The 21,121-nt window shown below is 71.5% G+C and carries 11 protein-coding genes; 2 read left to right on the forward strand and 9 right to left on the reverse strand.

Annotated elements, in window-relative coordinates; translation table 11 throughout:
- Window positions 1-610: 610 nt before the first annotated feature.
- Window positions 611-862, reverse strand: coding sequence for an SCO4848 family membrane protein (locus ACZ31C_RS30630; protein ID WP_465798249.1), 252 nt, complete (start codon window positions 860-862; stop codon window positions 611-613).
- Window positions 863-928: 66 nt separating this feature from the next.
- On the opposite strand from ACZ31C_RS30630, the gene ACZ31C_RS30635 reads away from it, so the two are divergent.
- The gene (locus ACZ31C_RS30635; protein ID WP_465798250.1) at window positions 929-1,471 is read left to right on the forward strand and encodes a hypothetical protein; all 543 of its coding nucleotides are present in this window, start codon (window positions 929-931) and stop codon (window positions 1,469-1,471) included.
- A 35-nt stretch (window positions 1,472-1,506) separates the two neighbouring features.
- Here ACZ31C_RS30635 and ACZ31C_RS30640 read toward each other — a convergent pair whose 3' ends face one another.
- The 6 genes from ACZ31C_RS30640 to ACZ31C_RS30665 are packed head-to-tail and all read right to left on the reverse strand — an operon-like array spanning window position 1,507 to window position 18,896.
- The gene (locus ACZ31C_RS30640) at window positions 1,507-2,136 is read right to left on the reverse strand and encodes a hypothetical protein (RefSeq protein WP_465798251.1); all 630 of its coding nucleotides are present in this window, start codon (window positions 2,134-2,136) and stop codon (window positions 1,507-1,509) included.
- A gap of 20 nt (window positions 2,137-2,156) precedes the next feature.
- Window positions 2,157-2,792: a hypothetical protein gene (locus tag ACZ31C_RS30645; protein ID WP_465798252.1), complete on the reverse strand. Its 636-nt coding sequence runs from the start codon at window positions 2,790-2,792 to the stop codon at window positions 2,157-2,159.
- Complete coding sequence (locus ACZ31C_RS30650) at window positions 2,789-3,631, reverse strand: DUF6406 domain-containing protein (protein ID WP_465798253.1); 843 nt, start codon at window positions 3,629-3,631, stop codon at window positions 2,789-2,791. The genes ACZ31C_RS30645 and ACZ31C_RS30650 overlap by 4 nt, the downstream gene beginning before the upstream one ends.
- Window positions 3,632-3,663: 32 nt before the next feature.
- A complete protein-coding gene (locus ACZ31C_RS30655; RefSeq protein ID WP_465798254.1) occupies window positions 3,664-18,120 on the reverse strand; it encodes a toxin glutamine deamidase domain-containing protein in 14,457 nt (4,818 codons plus the stop codon).
- 45 nt (window positions 18,121-18,165) lie between these two features.
- Window positions 18,166-18,507, reverse strand: coding sequence for a hypothetical protein (locus ACZ31C_RS30660; RefSeq protein ID WP_396749116.1), 342 nt, complete (start codon window positions 18,505-18,507; stop codon window positions 18,166-18,168).
- Window positions 18,504-18,896, reverse strand: a complete 393-nt coding sequence (locus ACZ31C_RS30665) for a YbaB/EbfC family nucleoid-associated protein (RefSeq protein WP_350699159.1) — start codon at window positions 18,894-18,896, stop codon at window positions 18,504-18,506. Before ACZ31C_RS30665 ends, ACZ31C_RS30660 begins: the two co-directional genes overlap by 4 nt.
- 188 nt (window positions 18,897-19,084) lie before the next feature.
- On the opposite strand from ACZ31C_RS30665, the gene mycP reads away from it, so the two are divergent.
- The gene (gene mycP / locus ACZ31C_RS30670) at window positions 19,085-20,383 is read left to right on the forward strand and encodes a type VII secretion-associated serine protease mycosin (RefSeq protein ID WP_465798255.1); all 1,299 of its coding nucleotides are present in this window, start codon (window positions 19,085-19,087) and stop codon (window positions 20,381-20,383) included.
- Window positions 20,384-20,464: 81 nt separating this feature from the next.
- Here the strand turns inward: mycP and ACZ31C_RS30675 are convergent, their stop codons facing one another.
- A complete protein-coding gene (locus tag ACZ31C_RS30675) occupies window positions 20,465-20,755 on the reverse strand; it encodes a WXG100 family type VII secretion target (protein ID WP_396749110.1) in 291 nt (96 codons plus the stop codon).
- A gap of 14 nt (window positions 20,756-20,769) precedes the next feature.
- The gene (locus tag ACZ31C_RS30680) at window positions 20,770-21,099 is read right to left on the reverse strand and encodes a WXG100 family type VII secretion target (RefSeq protein ID WP_131057127.1); all 330 of its coding nucleotides are present in this window, start codon (window positions 21,097-21,099) and stop codon (window positions 20,770-20,772) included.
- Window positions 21,100-21,121 lie beyond the last annotated feature (22 nt).

The following is a 21,121-nucleotide window of genomic DNA, read 5'->3' on the forward strand; positions in this document are numbered from 1 at the left end:
GAACAACCACACACCATCAGAACACCCGACCAACAGGCACCCCTCCGGGGAACAACCCGCACCCACCTCGCGGCGAGCACTTTTACTACGTTACCTTACCGTCTGGCCCGTGTCAACCGGTGTGTCCCGGTACGTCACGCTTCTGGCGGTTCGGCATCCGTGATCAGGCACAGCGGTGACCGCTTCGCTCGATCGTCGGATTTGGCAGGCCGGCCGCTGCGGTCTCCCGCTAGCTCGCCCGGTTCCCTGCCGGTCGTGAACATTACCCGGTCGTTTCCGCTCCGCCAAATCCGCCCCTCGGCGTCTTCGTCGGGCCCCGCCCGGGCCGCGTCCATTGAGGATCACTCCGCACTGAACTCGGCACCGCCTGGTCCGGACCTCGTGGCTTTCGCCCCGTTTGCCCGTTCCGCAGCGGCAGAGAGAAAGTTACGCGTCCACAGGTTTGATCGTCAAATCCGGGGGAAGCGGTCCCCGTCACACTCCGGCGCCCGCGAACGCTTCCCCGGTCCGAAGTGGTCCGTCCGACCAGGCCCACACGCAGCGGCACAGGGGAATCGGGCCGCAGCTCGCCCCGAGGCGGGCCGACTCGTTGGCGACCCGTTTGCCCAGCTCAGCGCGGGACGCGTCGGGACATCCGCCAGGCGCGTACGCCGAACAGACCCACTGCCGTACCGATCGCCAGTGACGCCCCGATCAGCAGCGCGTGCACCCAGAGGAAGCCGGTCGCCGGCCAGTCACCGACCGTGCCACTCGACCAGGACCGCTCGTCGTTCCAGATGGCCACCGCGAACCTCGGCCAGATCACCCAGGTCCACACGCCCACACCTGCGAGGAACACGGCCCAGCCACGCGACACCACCATGGTCGGCGAGTATGCCAGCGGACGACGGGGACAGTGCCCGGATCGGCCGATCGGTACGGTGGGTCGATGACCCCGCCGCTGAGCCGCACCAACGCGGAGGCGCATCTCTACATGGACCTGCGCCCCTGCTCGTGCGGGAACGTCCGCTTCCCTCGTCAGAGCGCGGTCGTCGCGTTGGCCGACGGCGAGCTGGCGAGTCGCTACACCGGCGCCTGCGCGGGGTGCGGCCGGGAACGGGAGTTCGTCTTCCGGCTGCCGCCGGGACTCGGCGCGGCGGGCACCGGGTTCCGTTACGGTGGCGACGAGCCGTCCGAGCTGCTCGACCCGGGCGAATGGCTGCTCGTCGCCGACGCGTACGCCGGACAGGTGCCGGCAACGCTTGCGGACGGCGACGCCGGGCAGCGGGCTCGCGTCGCGTTGACCCGGGCCGTCGCCGCGCTCGACGAGGTCGGCAAGTTCATCCCGGCGGGCGGTGACACGGTGCCCCCGGAGACCTTCGACAGTGACCGGGGGCGTCAGCTGCACCGGCGTGAGCCCGGTCGGTTCCGCCGGGACCGGCTGCGGGCGGTGCGCGACACGTACGCCGGGATGCTGACGCAGCTCGGCTGAGGCGGCCCTGCCGGCCCCCGACGGCGGTGCCGCGGTCAGAGGCCGCGGGCCTCGTCCAGGCAGGCGGCGTTGGTGGCCAGCAGCATGGGCAGTGCCCCGAGGAACTCCCGCAACACGTGACGGGGATCGTGCTCCCGCTCGTCGACGAAATCGACCCGTGCGCCGGCCTCAGCGAACACCTCGCACACCTCCCACAGGCTGTCGCCGACGCTGCTCCACTGCCAGACGTCGTGCACGAGCGTCGGCACCCGGATCACCGGCTCCATGCCGAACAGGCCGATGCCGTAGTTCAGTGGGTCGTCCGGACTGTTGCCGAGTGACACCATCAGCGGCAACACCCGATGCGCCCGGGCGAACCCCTCCAGATCGGGATCGTCCGGGCTCACCTCGATCAGCAGACCGTCCTCCAGGAACCCCTCGACGATCCGCTCCGGATCGGTGACCCCGACGGCGGTGGCGGACTCCACCAGGGCGCTCCTGGTCCACGCCCGAGCCGTCGCGTCGGTCGGAGGATGGGCGGCAGCCCAGACGGCGAAAGCCTGCGGGTCCTCCATCGTCACCACGAGGCGACCGATGCCCAACGAGTAGTAGGCGACCGGGGCGCCCGCCTCCGGATGGAACTCGCCGGTGTAGCGGCCGACCGGCAGGATCAACGGCTGGGTCATCGGCGGCGTCCTCGTCTCGGTCACGGCTGCGGCTCCAGGTAGACCACGCTGGCCAGCAGCAACGGGTGCAGGGCACGGAAGAGCGCGGTGAGCAGCAACTCCGGCTCGGTCAACTCCGTGTCGGTGCCTCCGCTCTCGCGCTCGTCGGCGGCCAGCGACTCGCACACGTCCCAGAGGCTCTCCCCGGAGCGCCCGCTCTCCCAGAGGTTGTACACGGTGCGGGTGACCTTCACGATCGGCCGCTCGAAAAAGCCGATCGACCACAGCCAGGGCTCGTCGGCGCTGTTGCCCAACCCCACCATCCGTGACCCCAGCCGGTGCCGCTGGGCGAAGTCGACCGCCGCCGAGGTGTCCGGCGTCACCTCGGCGAGCAGACCCTCGGTGAGCAGGCTGTCGAGAAGCGGTCCGACGTCCACACCGGGAAGGTGTACGGCCGCCGCCTGCCGCACCGAGGCGAGCGACCAGGGTTGCTCCTCCTCGCGGTCGGCGGTGCTGTGCGCCAGCGCCCACAGCGCGAAGCGTTGATCGTCCAGGTCCCAGACGTCCGGGCCGAGCCGGACGCGCTGGTAGCGCTCCGAGGCGCCGACCTTGGGGTGGAAGGTGCCGAAGAACTGCCCGAGCGGAAGCAGCAGGGCCTCTGGGGTCGGCGTACTCATGGCTGCCCGTCCTGGTGGTTGCGGGGGTCGGTGAAGGTGCCGGGTGGCAGCATCTGCGCCGGCGGGAGGTGGTCGACCTCCACGGGGGTGAGTCGGCCCAGCAGATAGCCCATGGACCTGGCCACTCCGCGTAGCTTCCTCTCCCGGGCGGCGGAAGCAGGTGGACCGGGCGGGCCGACCAGGTCCAGTTCGTGAACGAAGTACACGATCGAGTCGCCCGACTGCGTCGAGACGACCAGCAGTCCGCCGGAGGCGTTCGCGATCACCAGCCAGGCCGGCGACAGCCACAGGTCGCGGTGTCGGCGCTGGGCATACACCAGATCGAAGAACGGATAGTCGGGGTGCACTCCGAACAGCGGGCGTTCCGGCGTCAGGGCGAACGGCACGCCGGGTACGTGGTGCGGTACCTCGGGCTGCGCGCCGTTGTTGCGGCGCAACCATTCGCGGTAATCCGCGGGCAGACGGAGCCCTAGGGCGGACTCGACCGACTGGAGCTGTGTCTCGTCGAGTTGGCCGTAGGTCCGCAGCCGAGCGGGCTTCCACAGTCGTCCGGTGGGTGGATCCATCACCTCGTTGGCGTCCACCCGACGAACCGTGACCTCCCACTGGTCCTCGCTGGCCATGTCGAGGTCGGCGAACCGCCAGGTCTCGTCGCCCACCGGGAACGTCTCACCCAGCCTCACCTCGTGATGCGTGGACTCCTCGGCCCAGTGCGGAATGACGATCATTTCGGCGCGCACCGGCGGCCCCACGTCGACCCATCGCACCGCGAGGCGGGCGTGCCCGATGTCGACCGGGACGTTGTTCGGAATGGAGGTGATCTCCGTGAAGGAGCGCAACGGCCGTTCTCCCTGTCCTGTCGTCGGCATCGTCAGCCGTTCACCATGTCGTGCAGCACGGACTCCTCAGGGAGCCTGAACCCGAGCACGTCCTGCGCGAGCTGTTCGGCGGCCTCCCGACTCACGGGCATCGATCCACCGACGCCTGGTTGCCCACCGTCGGCGCTCCAGTGGGCCGTGCGCTGCCCATGCTCGGAGAAGACGACCACGAGCAGACCATTCACCGTACCGTCGGCGCCGAGCAGGGCGAAGTAGCCGACCGTCGTCGGGTGCTCTTCCAGGAAGGTCCGACCGAGCGAATGACGGTGCGAGCGTTCCGACTCTCTCTGAGCAGGCACCTTCGGCGCGGCACCAGGCGTGTCGAGCCGCGCCGGGGCGGCATCGGTGACGAGCGGGCCGGAGGCTGCTTCGGCTGGCCCGGCCGCGACTGCGGGCGCGATGTCCAGGTGAGCGTAGGAGGCACTCATCAGTTCCAGGAAGTCCCGGATCGGCATCGCCGCCGGATGATCGAAGTTCCACGGATTTCGTAGCGACACGCGACCATCGGCGACCGCAACCACTTCGTACGCGTGGCCGGGTACCAGGCCGAACGGGAGATCATCTCGGATCTCCTCGGGGTAGTCCCGCTTGGGCAACGTGCAGATGATGACAGGGCTGCCGGAGGCCAGAAGTTCGCCGAGTCTCGCCGCGACCGCAGCCTCCTGTCCTGGCCGGGCGTCGAACGTCGACGCACGACTAGGAGCACCCGTGATCTGGGTCAACAGTTGCGCCTGCATGTCTGCGGTGCTTCCGACGTCCAGTCGCGCGTAGCCGGTCGGCGCCGCCTGGTGCGGATCGTTCGGGCTGTGCCAGGCCAGCCATCTCGACTGCCAGAGTTGGCGCTGCTCCGCACTCCAGGTCCGGTCGACGGCCGCCAGAGCCTTCTCGAGCAGGGAGGCCCAGGCCGCCCCATTGAACGACTGGTCGGCGTAGGCCGTCGATCCGGCCGCCACGGATTGTAGAGGTACGTCAGGGGTCACTGTGATGCGCAGTCGACGACCTGTGGGCGCCATCGTCTCACCGAGCATGGTGCTCTCGTGCAGCAGCACGTCGACGGTGCCGTCAGCATTCGTACGGAAGAGTTGCGCCAGCACGTCCGGCCGGTGACCGGCGACGGCAGCGATGCTGGCGAGCATTCCGCAGTCACCGAGCATGCCCTGTCGTACCTGGTCACGGCGTGGTGGACCGTCGAAGACCGGTGCTGGTCGCCCAGTCCTGGCATCCATCGGTCGCCCGTACTCGACGGGGCGTCGGGGAGCAGGGTCGGGCAGGGTGAGCCGATCGGCTGCCACCACTACCTCGTTGCCGGTGTCGACGGAGGTGACCTCGATGTCGACCTCGGTCTCCGGCGGCATCATCAACCGCAGCGCCTCGGTCAGCGCGTTCGGCACCAGCGCCATCCGCCGCGCGTCGGTCTGGTAGTGGAACGCGTGGGTGGCGAGTGCGGCCATCGTGGCGGAATTCGTGTCGTAGGCGGCCCGGAAGGCGGCGTCGACGCGGACCCGGTCCTCGGCCAGGAGGGCCTGGCGGCCTGCCGGGGTGCGCAGGTCGTACGCGGGGGCCGACGAGCCGAGTGTGAACGCCGGTACGCCGTCGAGGGTGTACGGGCGCAGGTCGAAGCGGCCGGTCAGGTCGACGTAGACGCCTTCGGCGGCCACCCGGTCGGCCAACCGTGGATCGACCTGGCGGATCTGGTCCAACAGGTTCGGCGGCAGATGGATGAGCTGCCCGGCCAGGGCTGGCATCCGGGGCATCGAGGACTGGCGCTGTTCCCCGTGCACAGCCAGCTCGCGCAGCTTCGCGGTCAGTTCGGCAGCCTCCGGCGGCGGCCGGAAGTCCGGGGCCAGATGATCGCGGTAGTCGATCGCACGGTACCGCTCGACGAGCGTCGGGTCAGGTTGGTACGCCAGGACGTCGGTCACCGTCTCCGGTGTCATCGCCGGCAGGCTGAGCATCAGCACGTGGTGCCAGACGTCACCGGGCACGACCGCCAGGCGTTCCTGTACGTCCGGCGTACCCCAGCGCAGGCCCAGGTGGTCGACCAGCGCGTCGATCTCGGCGCGCAGTGCCACCCGGGTCGCCGGTTCTCCCTGCACGTACCAGGCGGCCATCACGCGCAGCTCGGCCAACCGCCCCCGGTCGGCGGCGGTGAGACCGGCCGGGTCGATCGGTCCGTCGACGGCGTCCAGGTCGAAGAGGCCGACCTGGGCGTCACCGGTCTCGTGCCGGGCCAACAGTTCGGCGGTCTCGTGCGCCAGCGCACGGTCGACCGCGCTGGCGGCGGCCCGGTCGGAGACGGTCAGGGTGAAGGTGCCGTCCAGGCTGCGGATGGTCTGCGCCACCGTGCCGGTGGCCAGTTCGCCGGTGGTGACCCGGACCCGCAGGGGATCCAGGCCGTCGGCCCGCACCTCGAAGACGTCGGGGCCGACGGCGACGACCTGGGTCGCGCCGATCGTGTCGGCGAGGGTGGGCAGCACCAGTCGGGCCCGGTCCAGGACCGCCGTGGGATCGGCCCCGGGGCGACCGTGACCGTGGAATCCGGAGTCCGGCAGCGCCGTGACCGTGCTGCGGGCCAGTTCGACGTGCGCGTACGTGGGGCTCGTCAGGTCGAGGAAATCGCGGATCGGCATCGGCGCGGGGTGGCTGTCGTTCCACGGGTTGCGCAGCCGCACCTTGCCGTCGGTCACCGACACGACCTCGTACGCGTGCCCGGCGTACAGCCCGTGGGGCGGTTTGCCGTGCTCGTACGACTCGTAACTCTCGGCGGGACGCGTACCGGTGATCACCGGGCTGCCGGCGGCGAGCAGCTCGGCCAGTCGGGCCTGGGCGTCGGCCTCCCGTCCGGGTGTCGGGTCGAATTCGTTCACCCTGGTCGGCAGGCCGGTGAGCTGGCTGAGCAGTTCCGCCTGCATGTAAGCGGTGCTGCCGTTGTCCAGCCGGGCGTAGCCGAGTGGGGCGGCCTGGGCGGCGTCCACGTCGGGTTGGGCGCTCCACCCGCGCTGCCACTGGTCGTGGCGTTGCGGGGTCCAGGTGCGATCGACGGCTGCGATCGCCTTCTCCAGCAGGGAGGCCCAGGACGTGCCGACCGTCGACTGGTCGGCGTAGGCGCTGCGTCCTCCCGCGGCGGCGTGCACGGGCACATCCGGGAACACGGTGACCCGTAGCCTGCGTCCGGTGGGGGTGTTCGTGCTGCCCGACCCGTCGGTCTCGTGCAGCAGCACGTCCACCGAGCCGTCCGGGTTCGGCTGGAACATCTGCGCGACGGTGTCCGGCAGGTGACCGGCGACCGCGCCGATCACGGCGATCATGCCGCAGTCACCCAGCCCACCCTGCTGCACGTCCGCCCGCTTCGGCGGACCGTCGAACAGTGGCGCCGGTTGGCCGGTGCGAGCATCGCGCGGCGAGCCGTAGACCGGTCCGCCGCCGGTTGTGTCGGAGGGGAGCGTCACCCGGTCCGCGGTGACCGAGACGTCCCCCGACGGCTCCTGGGTCGGGACGGTCTCGGCGGCGACGACGCTGTCCCGTGGCACGGGGGTGATGGCGCGCAGCGCCTCGGTCAGGACGTCGGGCACCAGCCCCATCCAGCGGGCCGTGCCGTGGTACTGGAACTCGTGGTCGGCGAGCAGGACGGCGGCCTGGTCGCCGTGCAGCGCCCGTAGGGCGGCATGGGCACGTTGCCGGTCCTCGTGCAGTTGGGCCCGCCGGCCGGACTCGGTGGTCAGGTCGAACGCCGGCCGGGCCGCGCCGAGGTCGATCTCCGGAACGCCGTTCACCATGTACGGGCGCAGGTCGTAACGGCCCGCTACGTCGACGTAGACGCCGTCACGGGCGACTCGGTCGGCGAGGTCGGGATCGACCGCCCGGATCCGTTCGATCTGTCCGGGGCGCAGGCCGACGATCTGTCCCGCGAAGGACGGCATTCGGGGCAGCCCGGTCTGTGCCCACTCGACCTCGACGGCGAGTTCCCGCAGCCGCGCCGTCAGATCCGCCTGCTGCGGCACCTGGAAGTCCGGTGCCAGCCGGGCCCGGTAGTCGAACATGCGAACCCGCTCGACCTCGGTCAGGGTAGGTGCGCCCGCCAGCACCGCCGACACCGCGTCCGGAGTGAGGGCGGGCAGGCTGAGCTGCACCAGGTGGGCCAGCACGTCGCCGGGGAGCAGCGCCCACCGGTCCCGGACGTCCGGATCGCCCACCCGGAGGCCGAGGTGGTCGGCGAGGGCGTCGATCTCGGTACGCAGTGCGAGCCGCCCGGCCGGGTCGGCGTCGGCGTACGCGGCGGCGAGCAGGCGGATCTCGGCCATCCGGCCGAGGTCGTGGGCGCTGAGCCCGGCCGGGTCGATCCGGCCGTCCACGTTGCCCGGGTCCAACGGCCCGACGAGTGCCTGCCCGGACTCGTGCAGGGCCACCAGCTCGGCCACCTCGTGCGCGAGTGCCCGCGCCACGACCTGGTCGACGGCCCGGTCGGACACGGTGACGGTGAAGGTCCCGTCGGGCTCGCGGGTCGACTGGGCCACCACGCCGTCGGTCAACGTGCCGGTGGTGAGGCGCACCGTCAGCGGGTACTGCCCGGCCGCGCGGATCTCGAACAGGTCCGGACCGACCTGCACCACGGCGTCCACCTGGGCGTACGGCGCGATCTGCGGCAGGGCGGCCCGCGCCAGATCGAGTACGGCCGCCGGGTCGGCGGTCGGACGGCCCAGTCCGTGGAACCCGGAGTTCGGTACGGGAGCTGCGGTGATCCGGCCCGAGTCCGGGTCGGTCCCCCCGTCCGGCCGACCGGCGGTCGGGTCCGGCGAGGTCGGGTCCGGCGAGGTCCGACCCGGAGCGGTCGGGTCAGGGGCGGCAGGGTCCGGCGAGGTCGGGTCGGCGGCCGGGTCGGCTGAGCGCTGGAAGGCACCGAAGAGACGCCCGAGCACGCCGTTGCGCTGCTGTGCCCCGGCCAGGCGCTCGGTGAGCCGGTCGGCCGCCGACTCGGCCGCGTCGAGCCGGGCCTCCAGGTCGGCGGTCGCCTGTTCGAGCTCCCGGACCGGTTCCTGCAACTGGTCGACGACCTGGTCCACCCGGTCGGCCGCCGACCGGGCGTCACTACGGGCGTCGAACCGGGTCCGTACGTCGTCGGCGGCGAGGCCGGCACGTTTCGCGTACCACTTGGCGGCGCCGATCACCGGGACGGCGGCGAGCGCGGCGACCGGGATGATCGGGGCGAGCGGACTCGACAGGGCGATCGCGATCGCGGTACCCCCTGCGGCGGCCAGACCGGTCGTGGCGATGCTGGCACGCAGGTACGCCTTCAGGCTCGGCACGCCCGGCGGACGGTCGACGCCTCTCTGTTCGGCGCGCAGCGTCCGGAGCCGGACCGACCGGCTGGCCCGGTCGCCGCCGTAGTCGACGACCACCTGGCGCGCCTCGGGTGGCAACTGGGCCAGCCGCTCCGCCCGGCCGAACATGCCCTCGCGCAGACCGAGTCGGTCGATGACCGCGTACAGCTCGCGCAGGGCGGGCTTGAGGGACATCGGGTCGGCGTTGCGTACGTGGCTCTGGGCGACCTGCAGTTCCCACGAGTCCGCTCGACTGAGGACATCCCGGCCCTCGGTCGTGGTGGTGTCGCCGTCCTGAGAGGTCGGCGGGGTCGGTGCCGGCGGTCCGGTCTCCGAGCGATGCGCCGCCAGTCGGTCGACCGCCGCGGTGACCCGGTCGAGGTTCGCCACCGCTACCCGGAGCCGGCGGGCCGCGTCGGCGACGACGACCTCGGTCGGTGCGGCGAGCCGGTCCACCCGTGCCGACGAGTCCGCCGCCGGGTTCGGATGGTCCAGGTCCCACTTGCGGCGGGCGTCCTTGACGCTGGTCTCCATCCGCTTCAGCGCCAGGTCGCGGACCGGGCCGAGGACGCCACCGGCGGCCATGTTCAGCGGTCCCGCCCCGGCCGCGACCTGGACGACACCCGCCAGACCGACGGTGGTGGCGGCCTGTACCAGCGGCCCGGGGCTCTGTTCCACCGCGTACACACCGGCGTTCGGCACATTGCTCGGCCGGGCGTCGCTGTCCGTGGCGTCGGCCGGTCGGCCGACGAAGATCCGTGCCATCCGGTCGGCCAGCAGTCGACGGCCGTGGCGCTCCGCGACCGGCCGCAGCTCGGCCGGCAGGTGCTCGCGTCGCTGCTCCGCCCCGGGAGTGCCGTCGCGCAGGCCGAGCTGGTCCAGCAACGCCCGCAGGTGACGGGCGTGTCGGATCCGGGCCGGACCGCTGGCCGCGTCGTGCTGGGCCGCCAACTCGGCGAGCTGCGTGAGCGCCGCCGCGTCGCCGGGATCGCGGGTACCGGTCGACGGATCAGCGGTGGTCGTGACAGCACCCGCCGGATCGCCGGGTCGGGCCGACGACGTGGCGTCGGGGGCGGTGAGCCCCGCCCAGGCCGGATCGCCGAAGAGCAGTCGCCGGAACGAGTCGGCGGCCCCGTTGCGGCGGTGCGACTCGGCCAGCCGCCGGTCGAGGTCGGCCACCCGCTGTTCCAGGTCGGCGGCGCGGCGGGAGACGTCCGCGACCCGTTCGGTCACCAGGTCCACCGGACCGGCCACGGCCTCGGTGAGCTGGGTGAGCTGGGCGTCCGCCGGCATCGCCGGGTGGTCCGTGTCCCAGGTGTCGCGGGCGTCCTTGGCCGCCGCCTCACGACGAGCCATGATCGGGTCGACCACGGCCCCGCTGGCCATCGCGGTCAGACCGGCGGTGATCGCGAACCAACCGAGCCGGAGCTGACCGATCAGGTCACCGACGACGGCGATGCTGCCGGCGGCGAGCACGCTCGGCGTGTTCTCCACGGTGCCCATCCACCAGGGCGCCACCTTGCCGGGCCGGTCCCCTTCGGCCGGTCGCCCGTCCGCGACCGCCGCCAGCCGGTGCCGCACCATCGCCGTACGCGTACCGCCGAAGCGGTCCGCCATCGACCGAAGGTCTTCCGGCAACAGTTCCCGGCGCTGCGCGACGCCGGGCGTGTCCTGCCGCAGACCGAGTGCGTCGAGCAGGCCCCGGATCTCGCGGGTCACCCGGGGACGGGCGAACGTCGATGCGGCGTCGCGTTGCGCGGCGAGGGCCCGCAACTCGGCGAGCCGCCCCTGTTCGTGCGGGGTGAGGCCGACCGGGTCGGGGGAGGCCGTCGTCGCGGCCGGATCGCCGGGCAGGTTGGTGGTCGGTGCGGGGGCGGTGCCCGCCGACGGGCCGGGATCCGGCGGGGCGAAACGTCGCGGCCGGCCGATCAGTCGACGGCGGCGCTCCCCGGCGTCGAGCCGCTGTCCGAGCGCCTCGACGTGGCTCTCCAGGCTGACAGTCGCCGAATCGGCCGCCCGGGAGGAGGCACCCACGTCGTCGGCCCGGCCGGCGACCTCGCGGCCCGTGGTGAGATCGGAGTCGGCGGCGGAGCGGGCGTCCTGACGTGCGTCGTGCCGGGCCCGACGGTCCTCGGCGGCCAGACCGACCCGCTTCGCCAGCCATTTCGCCGGGCCGGTGGCGACCGCGCCGATCGCCCCTCCGACGCCGAGCATCAGTGCCAGCTCCGGTCGACCTGCGTCCACGGTCAGCTTCACCGCCAACGCGGCGAGCAGCGAGTTGGTGGCGAAGTGGGTGATCACATACGTACGCAGCCGGGGCAGACCGGTCGGACGGGGGTCGCTGGTCGGCGCGGCGGGCAGACGGTCCAGCGCTTTGCCCCTGCGGTCGGTGTACCAGTCCGGGTACACCTCGGTCAGGGCGGTGCGCGTCGCATCCGGCACTCCGGCGAGGCGCTGCTCCGCGCCGAGCATGCCGTCCCGCAGGCCCAGGCGGTCGACCACCGCGGCCAGTTCGCGTCGGGCCGCGCCCAACGACCAGCGGTCGGCGACGGCGACCTGGTGCGCGGCGGTCCGCAGCTCGGCGAGGTCGGCGGGCGAGAGCGGGGCGACCGTCGGTGCCCCCGGGTCCATCGGTCGCCCGAGGGCCGACAGCTCGGCCACCTCGTGCGCCAGCGCCCGCTCGACCACCCGGTCAGCGGCCTGGTCCGAGAGCGTCACCACGGCGACGCCGTCGCTGCCGAACCGGCCGGTCGCCACCGCGCCGTCCGCCACCGGCCCACTGGTCAGGCGGAGCGTGAACGTGCTGCCGTCGGCCCGGGTGACCTGGTACGTACCGTCCGGGCGGATCGACACCTCGGCGACCCCGGCGTGGGTCGCCACCTGGCCGGCGACCGTACGTGCCCGGTCCAGCACCGCGTTCGGGTCCGGGTCCGCCCGGCCCTGACCGTGGAAGTCGGTACCGGGCAGCGCGCTGGCGGTGATCACCGTGCCGGCGCGGTCACCGTTCGCCCGGGCGTCGCCGACCTCGGTCCGGTCGGCTGGTCCGGTCAGGCTGTCGGTTCCGCCTCGGGCCACACCTGCCGGCCCCTGGTCCGTCCCTCGCGTCGCGCCTGGGCGTACTCCTGCATGACCCGCCGGGGCGGCAGGCTGGGGTGAACGGTGATCACTCCCGAGCGGTCGATGATGTAGCTCCCCTGGCCCACGTGCGTCCCCGAGGCCCGTTCCTGCTCCGAGAGTCTCTCCCGGGCCAGCCAGCCGAACTCGAACTCCCGGAGCACGATCGGATTCCGGGTCGCCAGCAGACGGCTGATCAGTGTCAGCGCCTCGTCCTCGGTCAACTCGCCCCTCTCCGTCAGGCATCATCATCGCCCAGAGGGCATGGGTTTCCCGGATGTCCGCGGCTGGCATGTCCGTCGACGTCGTCCCGCTCTGCGGATCCCACCACACCGGCGCGTCGGCGCCGATCGGGAAGACGATCACGAACGCGTGGGCACCGTCGATGTCCAACTGACCGCTGGCGTCCAGGACGGGCTGCCCGGCGGAGTCGACGTACACCCAGTCGGCCACCACCAGCGCCGATGCGCCGGGCCCGGCCTCCACCACCTGCTGGTAGAGGTCGGCGTACTGGTCGGCGACCGCCTCGGTCCGGGCCGACAGGTCGGTGGGCAGGATGTCCGGCCCGCCGATCCACTCCCCGCCGATCCACGCCTCGGCGCGCTGGAGGCCGCCCCGCTCACCGGAGACCAGGTCGATGGCGCCGTCGTCGGCGCGGTCCGCCCAGCGGGGCACCGACACCTGCGGGTCGCCGTGGAAGCTGGCCAGGGCCGCCAACGACGCGTCGAGACAGTTGTTGGCCCGGCCCGGCTGCTCCGGCCCGCCGTCGTTGACCAACTGACCGTACGGGTGCGTGGACGGGTCGGCGAAGACCGCGTACCCCTCCGGTGTGGCCAGGCTCGCGGCCAGATCGTCCTGGAAGCGCGGATCCTCAAGTGGTGCCAACGCGCCCGGCCCGTACCGCCGGCTCTCCGGCAGCGACGGCGCGGGACCGACGTCGGTCAGGCCGTCGGTTCCTCCGTCGGCCAGACCTGGCGGCCGGTGATCCGGCCCTCCCGGCGGGCCGTCGTGTACCGCTTCATGACCAACGGTGGCGGCAGGCTGGGATGCGCGGTCACCACTCCCGTCCGGTCGATGATGAAGACCCCCTGGCCCATCTGTCGTCCCTGGGCCCGCTGCTGCGGGGAGAGCGTCTCCTGGGCTGCCCAGCCGAACTCGAACGGGAAGACCGCCACCGGGTTGTCCGTCCCGAGCAGCCGAGTCATCAGCTGCTGGGCTTCCTCCCTGCTCATCGGCATAACCGGGGTGCACCTCCATCGACCACAGGTTGTGCGTCAGTCCAACATAGTCGCCGGGGTGCGGGTCGGTGGCGGTGCTGGCGTACAGCGGGTCCCACCACACCGGCCCGTCCGCGCCGTCCGGGTACACCAGCAGGAAAGCGTGCTGGGCCGCCGCCTGGGTGTGACCGTCGGCGTCGAGCAGCGGAGCCGCGTTCCCGTCGAACTGCACCCAGTCCACCACGACCACCGCCGCCGCGCCCGGCCCCGCGTCGCGGACGCTCTGGTACAGCTCCGCGTACCGGTCGGCCATCGCCTCGGCCCGCTCGGCGGGCGTACCCGGCATCGCGTCGTTGGCACCGTCACCGACCCAGTCGCCACCGATCCAGTTCGCGATCCGGTCGACGCCGGCCAGCTCGCCCAACTCGGCCTCGATGGAACCGTCGTCGAGCCGATCCGGCCAGCGCGGGTGGGACACCTGCGGGTCACCGTAGAAGCTGGCCAGCGCGGCGAGCGTGGAGTCGACGCAGTTATTGCTCCGCCCTGGCTGGTCCGGCCCACCATCGTTGATCAAACGCCCGTACGGGTGCGTGGACGGGTCGGCGAAGACCGCGTACCCCTCGGGGGTCCACAGGCTGTCCGCGACGTCGTCCTGATAGCGCGGATCCTCCAGCGGCGCCAACTGCTCCGGCCCGTACTGCCGGGTGTCCGGCATCGGCCAGCCCTGCATGTCAGGCCAGATCGCGGCGTTCGGATCGGTGAACCTCGGGTCGACCACCGACGCAGGATCGATGCTCTGCTCGATCCTCGGACCGTCGTCCGACGCGGTCGAAGCCGGCGGCAGGACCGCGCTCGTGGTGCCGTCGGTCTGGGCCGGCAGAACCGGGTCGCCCTCGGCGTCGAGGACGATGACCCAGACGTCGCCCACCCTGTCGGCGTACAGAGGCTCACCGTCAGACAAGGTCGCGTTTTGGCCATCGAGCCAGATGATCGTTCCCTCGTGGTTGACGGCGTTCCATGTGTGCCCACGCTCGTCGGAATCCGCAAGGTTGGCCGCGACCAGGGCCGCCGAGCCGGGTCCCGCCTCAAGAAGCCGCGCCGCAACGGCCTCCAGAGCCGTATTGCCGCTTCCCTGATGGGAGAAGCGTGCCTGCAATGCCTGTTCCTGACGAGCAGTACTGCCAAGCTCTGCCTCTGCCGAAGGTTCCGTCAGCGCTGCCACTTCTGGACGGCCGTACCAGGTTGAAAGGACAGAAAGGCCGACGTCCGCGCAATTCGTACTCCGACCTGGAACGGTGGGACCACCGTCGTTCAGTAGTCCAGCCCAAACTCCAAGACGGGGATCTGGGTAGGGCGTCGGGCGTCCGGTTACCGGTTCTCGGGGCACGGCATCGGCTAGAGCATCCTGGTCGGCCTGCTGCGGCGCTACCAGACCCTCCGGTCGCCCATACGGTCGAGTCTCGCTCAGCGGTCGTGCGTTACCCACCAATCCGGGCACCGGTGGTTGGTATGTATCGACGCTCCGTTCTGAGTCTGTTAATGGCTCTACATTGAACTGCGGCAGAAAGTGTGCGCAGGACCGGCAAGGCGGCCGATAGTGCCCGAGTTCATAGGGAACACCGTCTACCCATGCGGACTTAACCTGGTGAGTGACGATCTTGGCGCCGTTCAGTGCTGTCAGCGCGTATTGCTCAAAGGCGCCGGGTTTTCCCGCGTCGTGCCACTGCTGCTCGATTTGGTAAAGCTGATCGGAAACCAGAGCTACCTCGGCACATTTCCCGTGGCCTCCTCCCTTTCCTTTACCGAGTTGCGCTGCAATACGATCAAGCGCAGCCTGGGCAAGGGGGTGCACTGCAGGCTGCGTTGGAGGACTGGTGCTCCTGTCTGCAGTCATGCTGGTGTGGGTCGTAATGACACCACCGGGCATGAGTAGCGCTCCAGCCATGCCCGGCTGTTTGCTCTTGGAAACAACCGCGCTTTTGATCGCCCTTCGGACGGTCTCGGCCAGCGTCCGCGAAGCCTCTACGAGGCTGCGTTGAGCATCTGGACCTGCAGGGTCACCATCCACCGATGTCGGATCGAGCTGCCAGCTGTGCGTACCCCGGCCGGTCGGTGACTCCGAGCGTCGGAGAGTCTCCGGGTTCACCTGCCCGGTGTCCGCCCCCGGCCCGACCGGCCCGCTGTTGACGGTGCTGCCCGTACTGCCCGGAACAGGAACGACGACCGGCCCGTCGGTCTGCGAGACCTGGTCGGTCCGCCCCAGCGCAGGATCGCCGGCGGTGTCGGGAGCGGTCGGCCCGCTGGTGTCGACGGTGGTGGCTGCCGGATCGCTGCCGGCCGTCTGGGCCGGCACCGTGGGTGCGGTCGGCACACCCGCGTCCGCCCGGCCCGGAGCGGGTCGATTGTCCGGGCGGCTCGTGGTGTCCTGCTGGGCCGGCACGCCCTGGGCCGGGGTGGCCTGCTGGTGGGGGGCGCTCTGCTGGGGACCGGTGCCAGGCTGGTTGGGGCTGGTGGAGGTCGGGCCGGTGGACGGGGACAGCGATACCGATCCCGCCGAGTTCGCCGCCGCCGGATTGACGGTCGGCCCGACCGGAGGCGTACGGTTCGCCGCCGGCTGCGCGGTGGGGTTGGTGGTGCTGGGCGCAGTGGTGGTGGCCGCATTGTTCGTGCCGGTCGTCGGCGGGCCGGCGGTGGTCGGCGGTGCGGTGTTGGCCGGCGGTGCGGCGTTGGGGCCCGCCACCACCTGGGGACCGGTGGACACCGTAGATCCGGCCGGGGGAGCCGAGTTCGTGGCGGGCGGGACCGTCGCAGCGACGTTGCCCGGCGTCTGAGCGGCCGGCGGCGCGGTGACCGAGTTGCCGGGAAGCACGGCTGGTGGCGTGTCCGCGACAGTGGGATCGGCGCGAACATCGACAGACCTGGTGTCGGCGAAGCCGTCCGTGGTGGGTGTCTCGGTCACGCTGCGGGCGGGTCCGGCCGCGCTGTCTCCGGGTGTGGTGGTACCCGCTTCGGGCCCCGGAGCCGTCACCGGTCCACCGCTGGCCTGATCGGTGGAGCCGCTGCCGAGTCGGTCGGCACCGACCGAATCGGGGGTCGGGGCGACCTGCCCGTCCGGGACACGCTGTGTAGTGGTGTCGCTGGCGGGTGGGCTCGTAGCGGCGGTGTCGCCGGCAGGCGCCGTGGCCGGGCCCTCGGCGACGACACCGGCCGGAGTTCCGGTCACGCTGTCCGTCGTGGTCGGAGCACCCGTCGTAGCCGCGTCGGCCGACGGGACCGCCGAGGTGTCGGCCGGCGAGGTGACCGCCGTGTCGGCGGTAGGCGGCGCGAGGCTGATCGAGCCTGAGCCACTGTCCGGCACGGTGTCTACGGGAGTGGTGTCGATGTTCCCGTCGCCGGGGACGTTCAGCGCACCGTCGGTGCCACCGGTGACCGTCGCGCCGGAATCGGCACTGGTGCTGCCGGTCGCGCCGGACGCCGTACCACTGGTGTCGGTGTTCGTCGCGCCGGTGCTGCTTCCCGACGTCGCGTTGGTGGCGGCACCGCCGTTGGTGCCACCTGTGGCACCGCTACCGGTGGAGCCGGCTCCGGCCGAGCCGGTGCCCGCGCCGCCGTTGACGCCGCCGACGTTGCCGAGACCGTTGGCGCCGCCGACGTTCAGCGCCGGGTCGATCCCGCCCGCCGGGAGACCGGCGCCCGGGTTGAATTCCGCACCCGTCCGGCCGAGGCCCCAGTTGGTGACGTTCGCACCCACGTTGCCCATGCTGCTGCCGATCATGGTCAACCCGGTGCGGCCGGCGCCGCTGGTGAACCCGCCGAGGAACGCTTCCGCGCCCGGCATCGCCCACTGCCCGTTGACCGTGCCGTTGGCGAGCACGCTGGCCGCAGGGGACACGACCGCGTTCTGCATGCCGGAGGCGAGACTCCTGCTGCCCCAGCGGACCACCCCACTGCCCGGGAAGGTGAGACCGGAGGGGCTGAACGAGAAGGGCATCCGGGGTGCCAGCCGCCGGCCGGCGAAGCTCATACCGGTGCCGAGCACACCGCCGAACGCGCCGCCCACCCCGGCGGTCAGCGTGCGGTTGCCGTCCCACTGCCGCCGCTCGCCGGTGTGCATCTGGTACGCCTGGGCGCCCACGTCGATGATCAGCTCTTCGCCGATCTCCTCGACAAGTTCCAGGCCGAGCCGGGTCATCCCCTGACGGAATCCCTGACTGCTGACGATCTGCCCGAGCCGGGTGCCGGCGGCGCGCAGGGCTGTCTGCATGCCGGCGCGGGTGAGCAGTTGCCGGCCCATCTGGGCGATCAACCGGCGGAAGGCGACCGTCACGGCCTGCCGTCCGGCCGCCAGGATGCCCGGAATCGCGCCGGCCGACACACCACCCAGCCAGGCCATCAGCAGCGCGACGAAGACCGCGATGACGGTGATGAAGACCGCGATGAGTACGGTCAGCTTGGCGTACTCGATCTCCAGGGCGGCCTGGTCGCAGCCGGCGGCATACGCTGCGGCGACCTCCTGCATCAACGGCAGGCCGGTGTTCGGGTCGACGGCGATCTGGTTCCACAGCCCGCCGAACGCCTCGCCGGCACCGCCACCCCAGGCCTGCAAGATCTTCATGACCGCCGGGTCGGCCTCGCCCAACGCCTCGGTGATCGCGTCCGCCATCACCTGCCAGGCGTCGGCGAGCTCCCGCATCTTGTCTTCGTCGCCGCTGGGCCACGCCTCGCCCGCGCTCACCCAGCAGATGGCGTCCCAGACCCACGCGTACTCGCCCAGCGAGTTCCTGGGATTGGGTACCGCCACCCCGCGTGCCCTTCCGTCCGATGTCGACCGGTGTACGGCCGCCGGCTACTTCTCTTCGCCGCCGAACAGCGTCCGGGTCATGTCGTCGACGTCGACGGTGCCCTCGACCGCACCCTTGACGGTCGGACCCAGCAGCTCCACCACCGGCACCAGTCCGTGGCCCATCTCGAGGACCTTCTGCGCCGGCTGGTTGTCACCGCCGAGGTAGTTCTTGTTGAACTCGTTGCCCGGTTCGTCGTCGCCCCACGGCCGACCGCCGTTGAGCGTCTCGATCGTCGTGGCCGCACTCCGGAAGCGCATGGCCAGCAGGGCACCGGCGGAGCCCAGTTGGTTGGCACCGTCCAGAGCCGCGTCGGGCTTGACGAAGGTCTCGCGCAGTTCGCTCACCGCTTCTCCTCCCCGGGCAGGTCACTGTCCAACTGTCGGAAGATTCCGTCGAGATCGTGGTCGATGTAGGCCTGGAACTGGCTGTCCGGCACGTACGGCTGGAGGAGCTGCTCGACCTCGGCCATGGCCTTCTCGCTCGCCCGGCGGATCGTCTCGGTGACGGTGGCGGACAGCTCCTTGGAATCTGGCCGGCGATAGATGCGCGGGTCGAACTCGACCTTCGTCACCTGCCCACGGGGCCCGGCGGTCACGGTGACCAGGCCGTCGTCGGAGGTGACCGTGGCCTTCACCGCCTTGATCTTCTGCTGGAGATCACCCACACCGGAACGCATCCGCTCGAACTGAGCCATCAGTTCGTCGGCACGCGCGCGCAGCGCCTGTACGTCCATGGCGTGTCCCTCCCCGCGCACGTCCAGCCCTTCCCGCGCACGTTCCTTCCCGCGAACGTCCACGTCTCGCCCGCGCCTTGGGCGTGGCGACTCGACCATACTGAATGGGCGCGACATCGGGGTGGTCGGTCTGCGGCCGAGCGTCGTTAGGATGCACCCGCACCGGTCGACGGGGAGGTGGGCAGGCAATGTTCCGTGACCGTCCGATGGCGGCGTTTGCCCTCGTGGGAGCCATCCTGGCCACGATGGTGACCGCACCCGCTCCGACCCCGGCCCGGGCCGATCCGACGATTTGCCGGAATCCCAGCGATCCGGGAGAGATGAACATCGAGACCCCGTGGCACCAGCGGTGGTTGGCACCGCAGCGGGTCTGGCCGTTCAGCACCGGCGCACGGGTGAAGGTCGCCGTGATCGACTCCGGCACGGACAGCACCCACCCGCAGATGGCCGGTCGGGTGGCCAGCGGATTCGACGCGTTGCGCGGCGCACCGGGGGGCGATGTGGACTGCGTCTCCCACGGCACCGCAGTGGCCAGCATCATCGCGGCCGGTCGGATGGAGGGGGTCGGGTTCTACGGCCTCGCCCCAGACGCCACGATCGTGCCGATCCGGGTCAGCGAGCGCAACGCCAACGAGCAGCCGGGGACCGGTGGCGAAACCGTCACCGGCGAGGTCTTCGCCCGGGCGATCCGGCGGGCGGTCGACGATGGCGCCAAGGTCGTGAACATGTCGGTGACGCTCTACTACTGGGACAAGGACGTCGAGCAGGCCGTCAAGTACGCCGTGGACCGGGACGTCGTACTGGTGGCCGCCGCGGGCAACCAGCACCAGGACGGTGCCCGTCCCGACCCGGTGCCGTACCCGGCGGACTTCGACGGGGTGATCGGCGTGGGCGCCGTCGACCAGAACGGGGCCCGGATCAGGCAGTCCCAGATCGGGCCGTACGTGGACGTCGTCGCTCCGGGAGGGGCGGTGGTGGCCGCCACCCGCGTGTTCGGCCACAGCGTCTGGGACGGCACCAGCTTCGCCGCCCCGATGGTGAGCGCCACCGCCGCGCTGATCCGCGCGGCGGAGCCGAACCTGTCGGCCAAGGAGGTCACCCGCCGGATCCTGGCCACCGCCGACCCGGCCCGTGGCGACGCCGAAGCCGGGTACGGCAGTGGAGTCGTCAATCCGTACCGCGCGGTCACCGAGCGGCTGACCAGCGCGCCACCGGTGGCCCAGCCTCCGCTGCCCGACGTGCCCTATGACGCCGCATCGGCGGCCCGTGCGGAACGGTGGGCGGTCTTCGGCCGGTGGGCGCTCTGGATCGGCCTGCCGCTGGCCGTGCTCGCGGTCGGCGTGGCGGTGCTGGCGGCGTTGCTGCCGCGCGGGCGACGCACCCGGTGGCAGCCCACCCGGCCGTCCGCGCCACCCGCCCCGATGCCCGAGATCGACGAGCCCGAGGAGGCGTTCTTCCGGGTGCCGACGTCGACGCCACGCGGCTGAGCAGCGCGGCTCTCAAGAGAGGGTGAGACGCCGACGGCCCGGCACAGGGCCGGGCCGTCGAGGTGTCTCTCGGGGGCGGGGTCAGCCGCCGAACTTCTGGCGGTTGGCCGCCTCGCGGGCCTGCATCTTGCCCGCCGACTCGCGCAGCGCGCGCTCGATGCGGGTGAGCAGGTCACGCAGGTCGTTGGCGGCCGACTCCCACTCGCCCTGCCGCTGGAAGTACGCCTCGCGGGCGTCGCCGTCCCAGGTGGCGAGCAGCGGGGCGATGCCGGACTTGAGCCCGTCCAGCTCGCCGGTCATGTTCCGGACCGCACCACCACAGCTGTCCGCCGCCGCGTTCAGGCCGGCGAAGTTGTACCGAATCTCCGTCATGACTTATCTCCCCGTCAGAGCTTCAGCGCCGCGGTGATCTGGCCGGCGGTCGCGCCCGCGCCCTCCATGTCCGACCGGATCTCCTCGTCGCTGACGTCGTAGTCCTTACCGGCCGATCCCACCGCCTCGGCGATCGCGCGCAGCGCGACGTTGAGCCGGGCCATGTCCTGGTCGAACCGCTCACGAACCTGGTGGAAGGAACCCGCGCCAGCACCCTTCCACTGGTCGTACAGCGGAGCGAGCTGGTCCATCAGCGAGTTGAGGTTGCCGGTGAGCCGGTCGGCGACGGCATCGACGTCACCCTCGGTCTTCAGCATCAAGCCGGTGTCGGTATTCATCGACATGGCGGAAGTCACCCCCGTCCTC

The organism is Micromonospora sp. NPDC023869 (assembly GCF_055559695.1).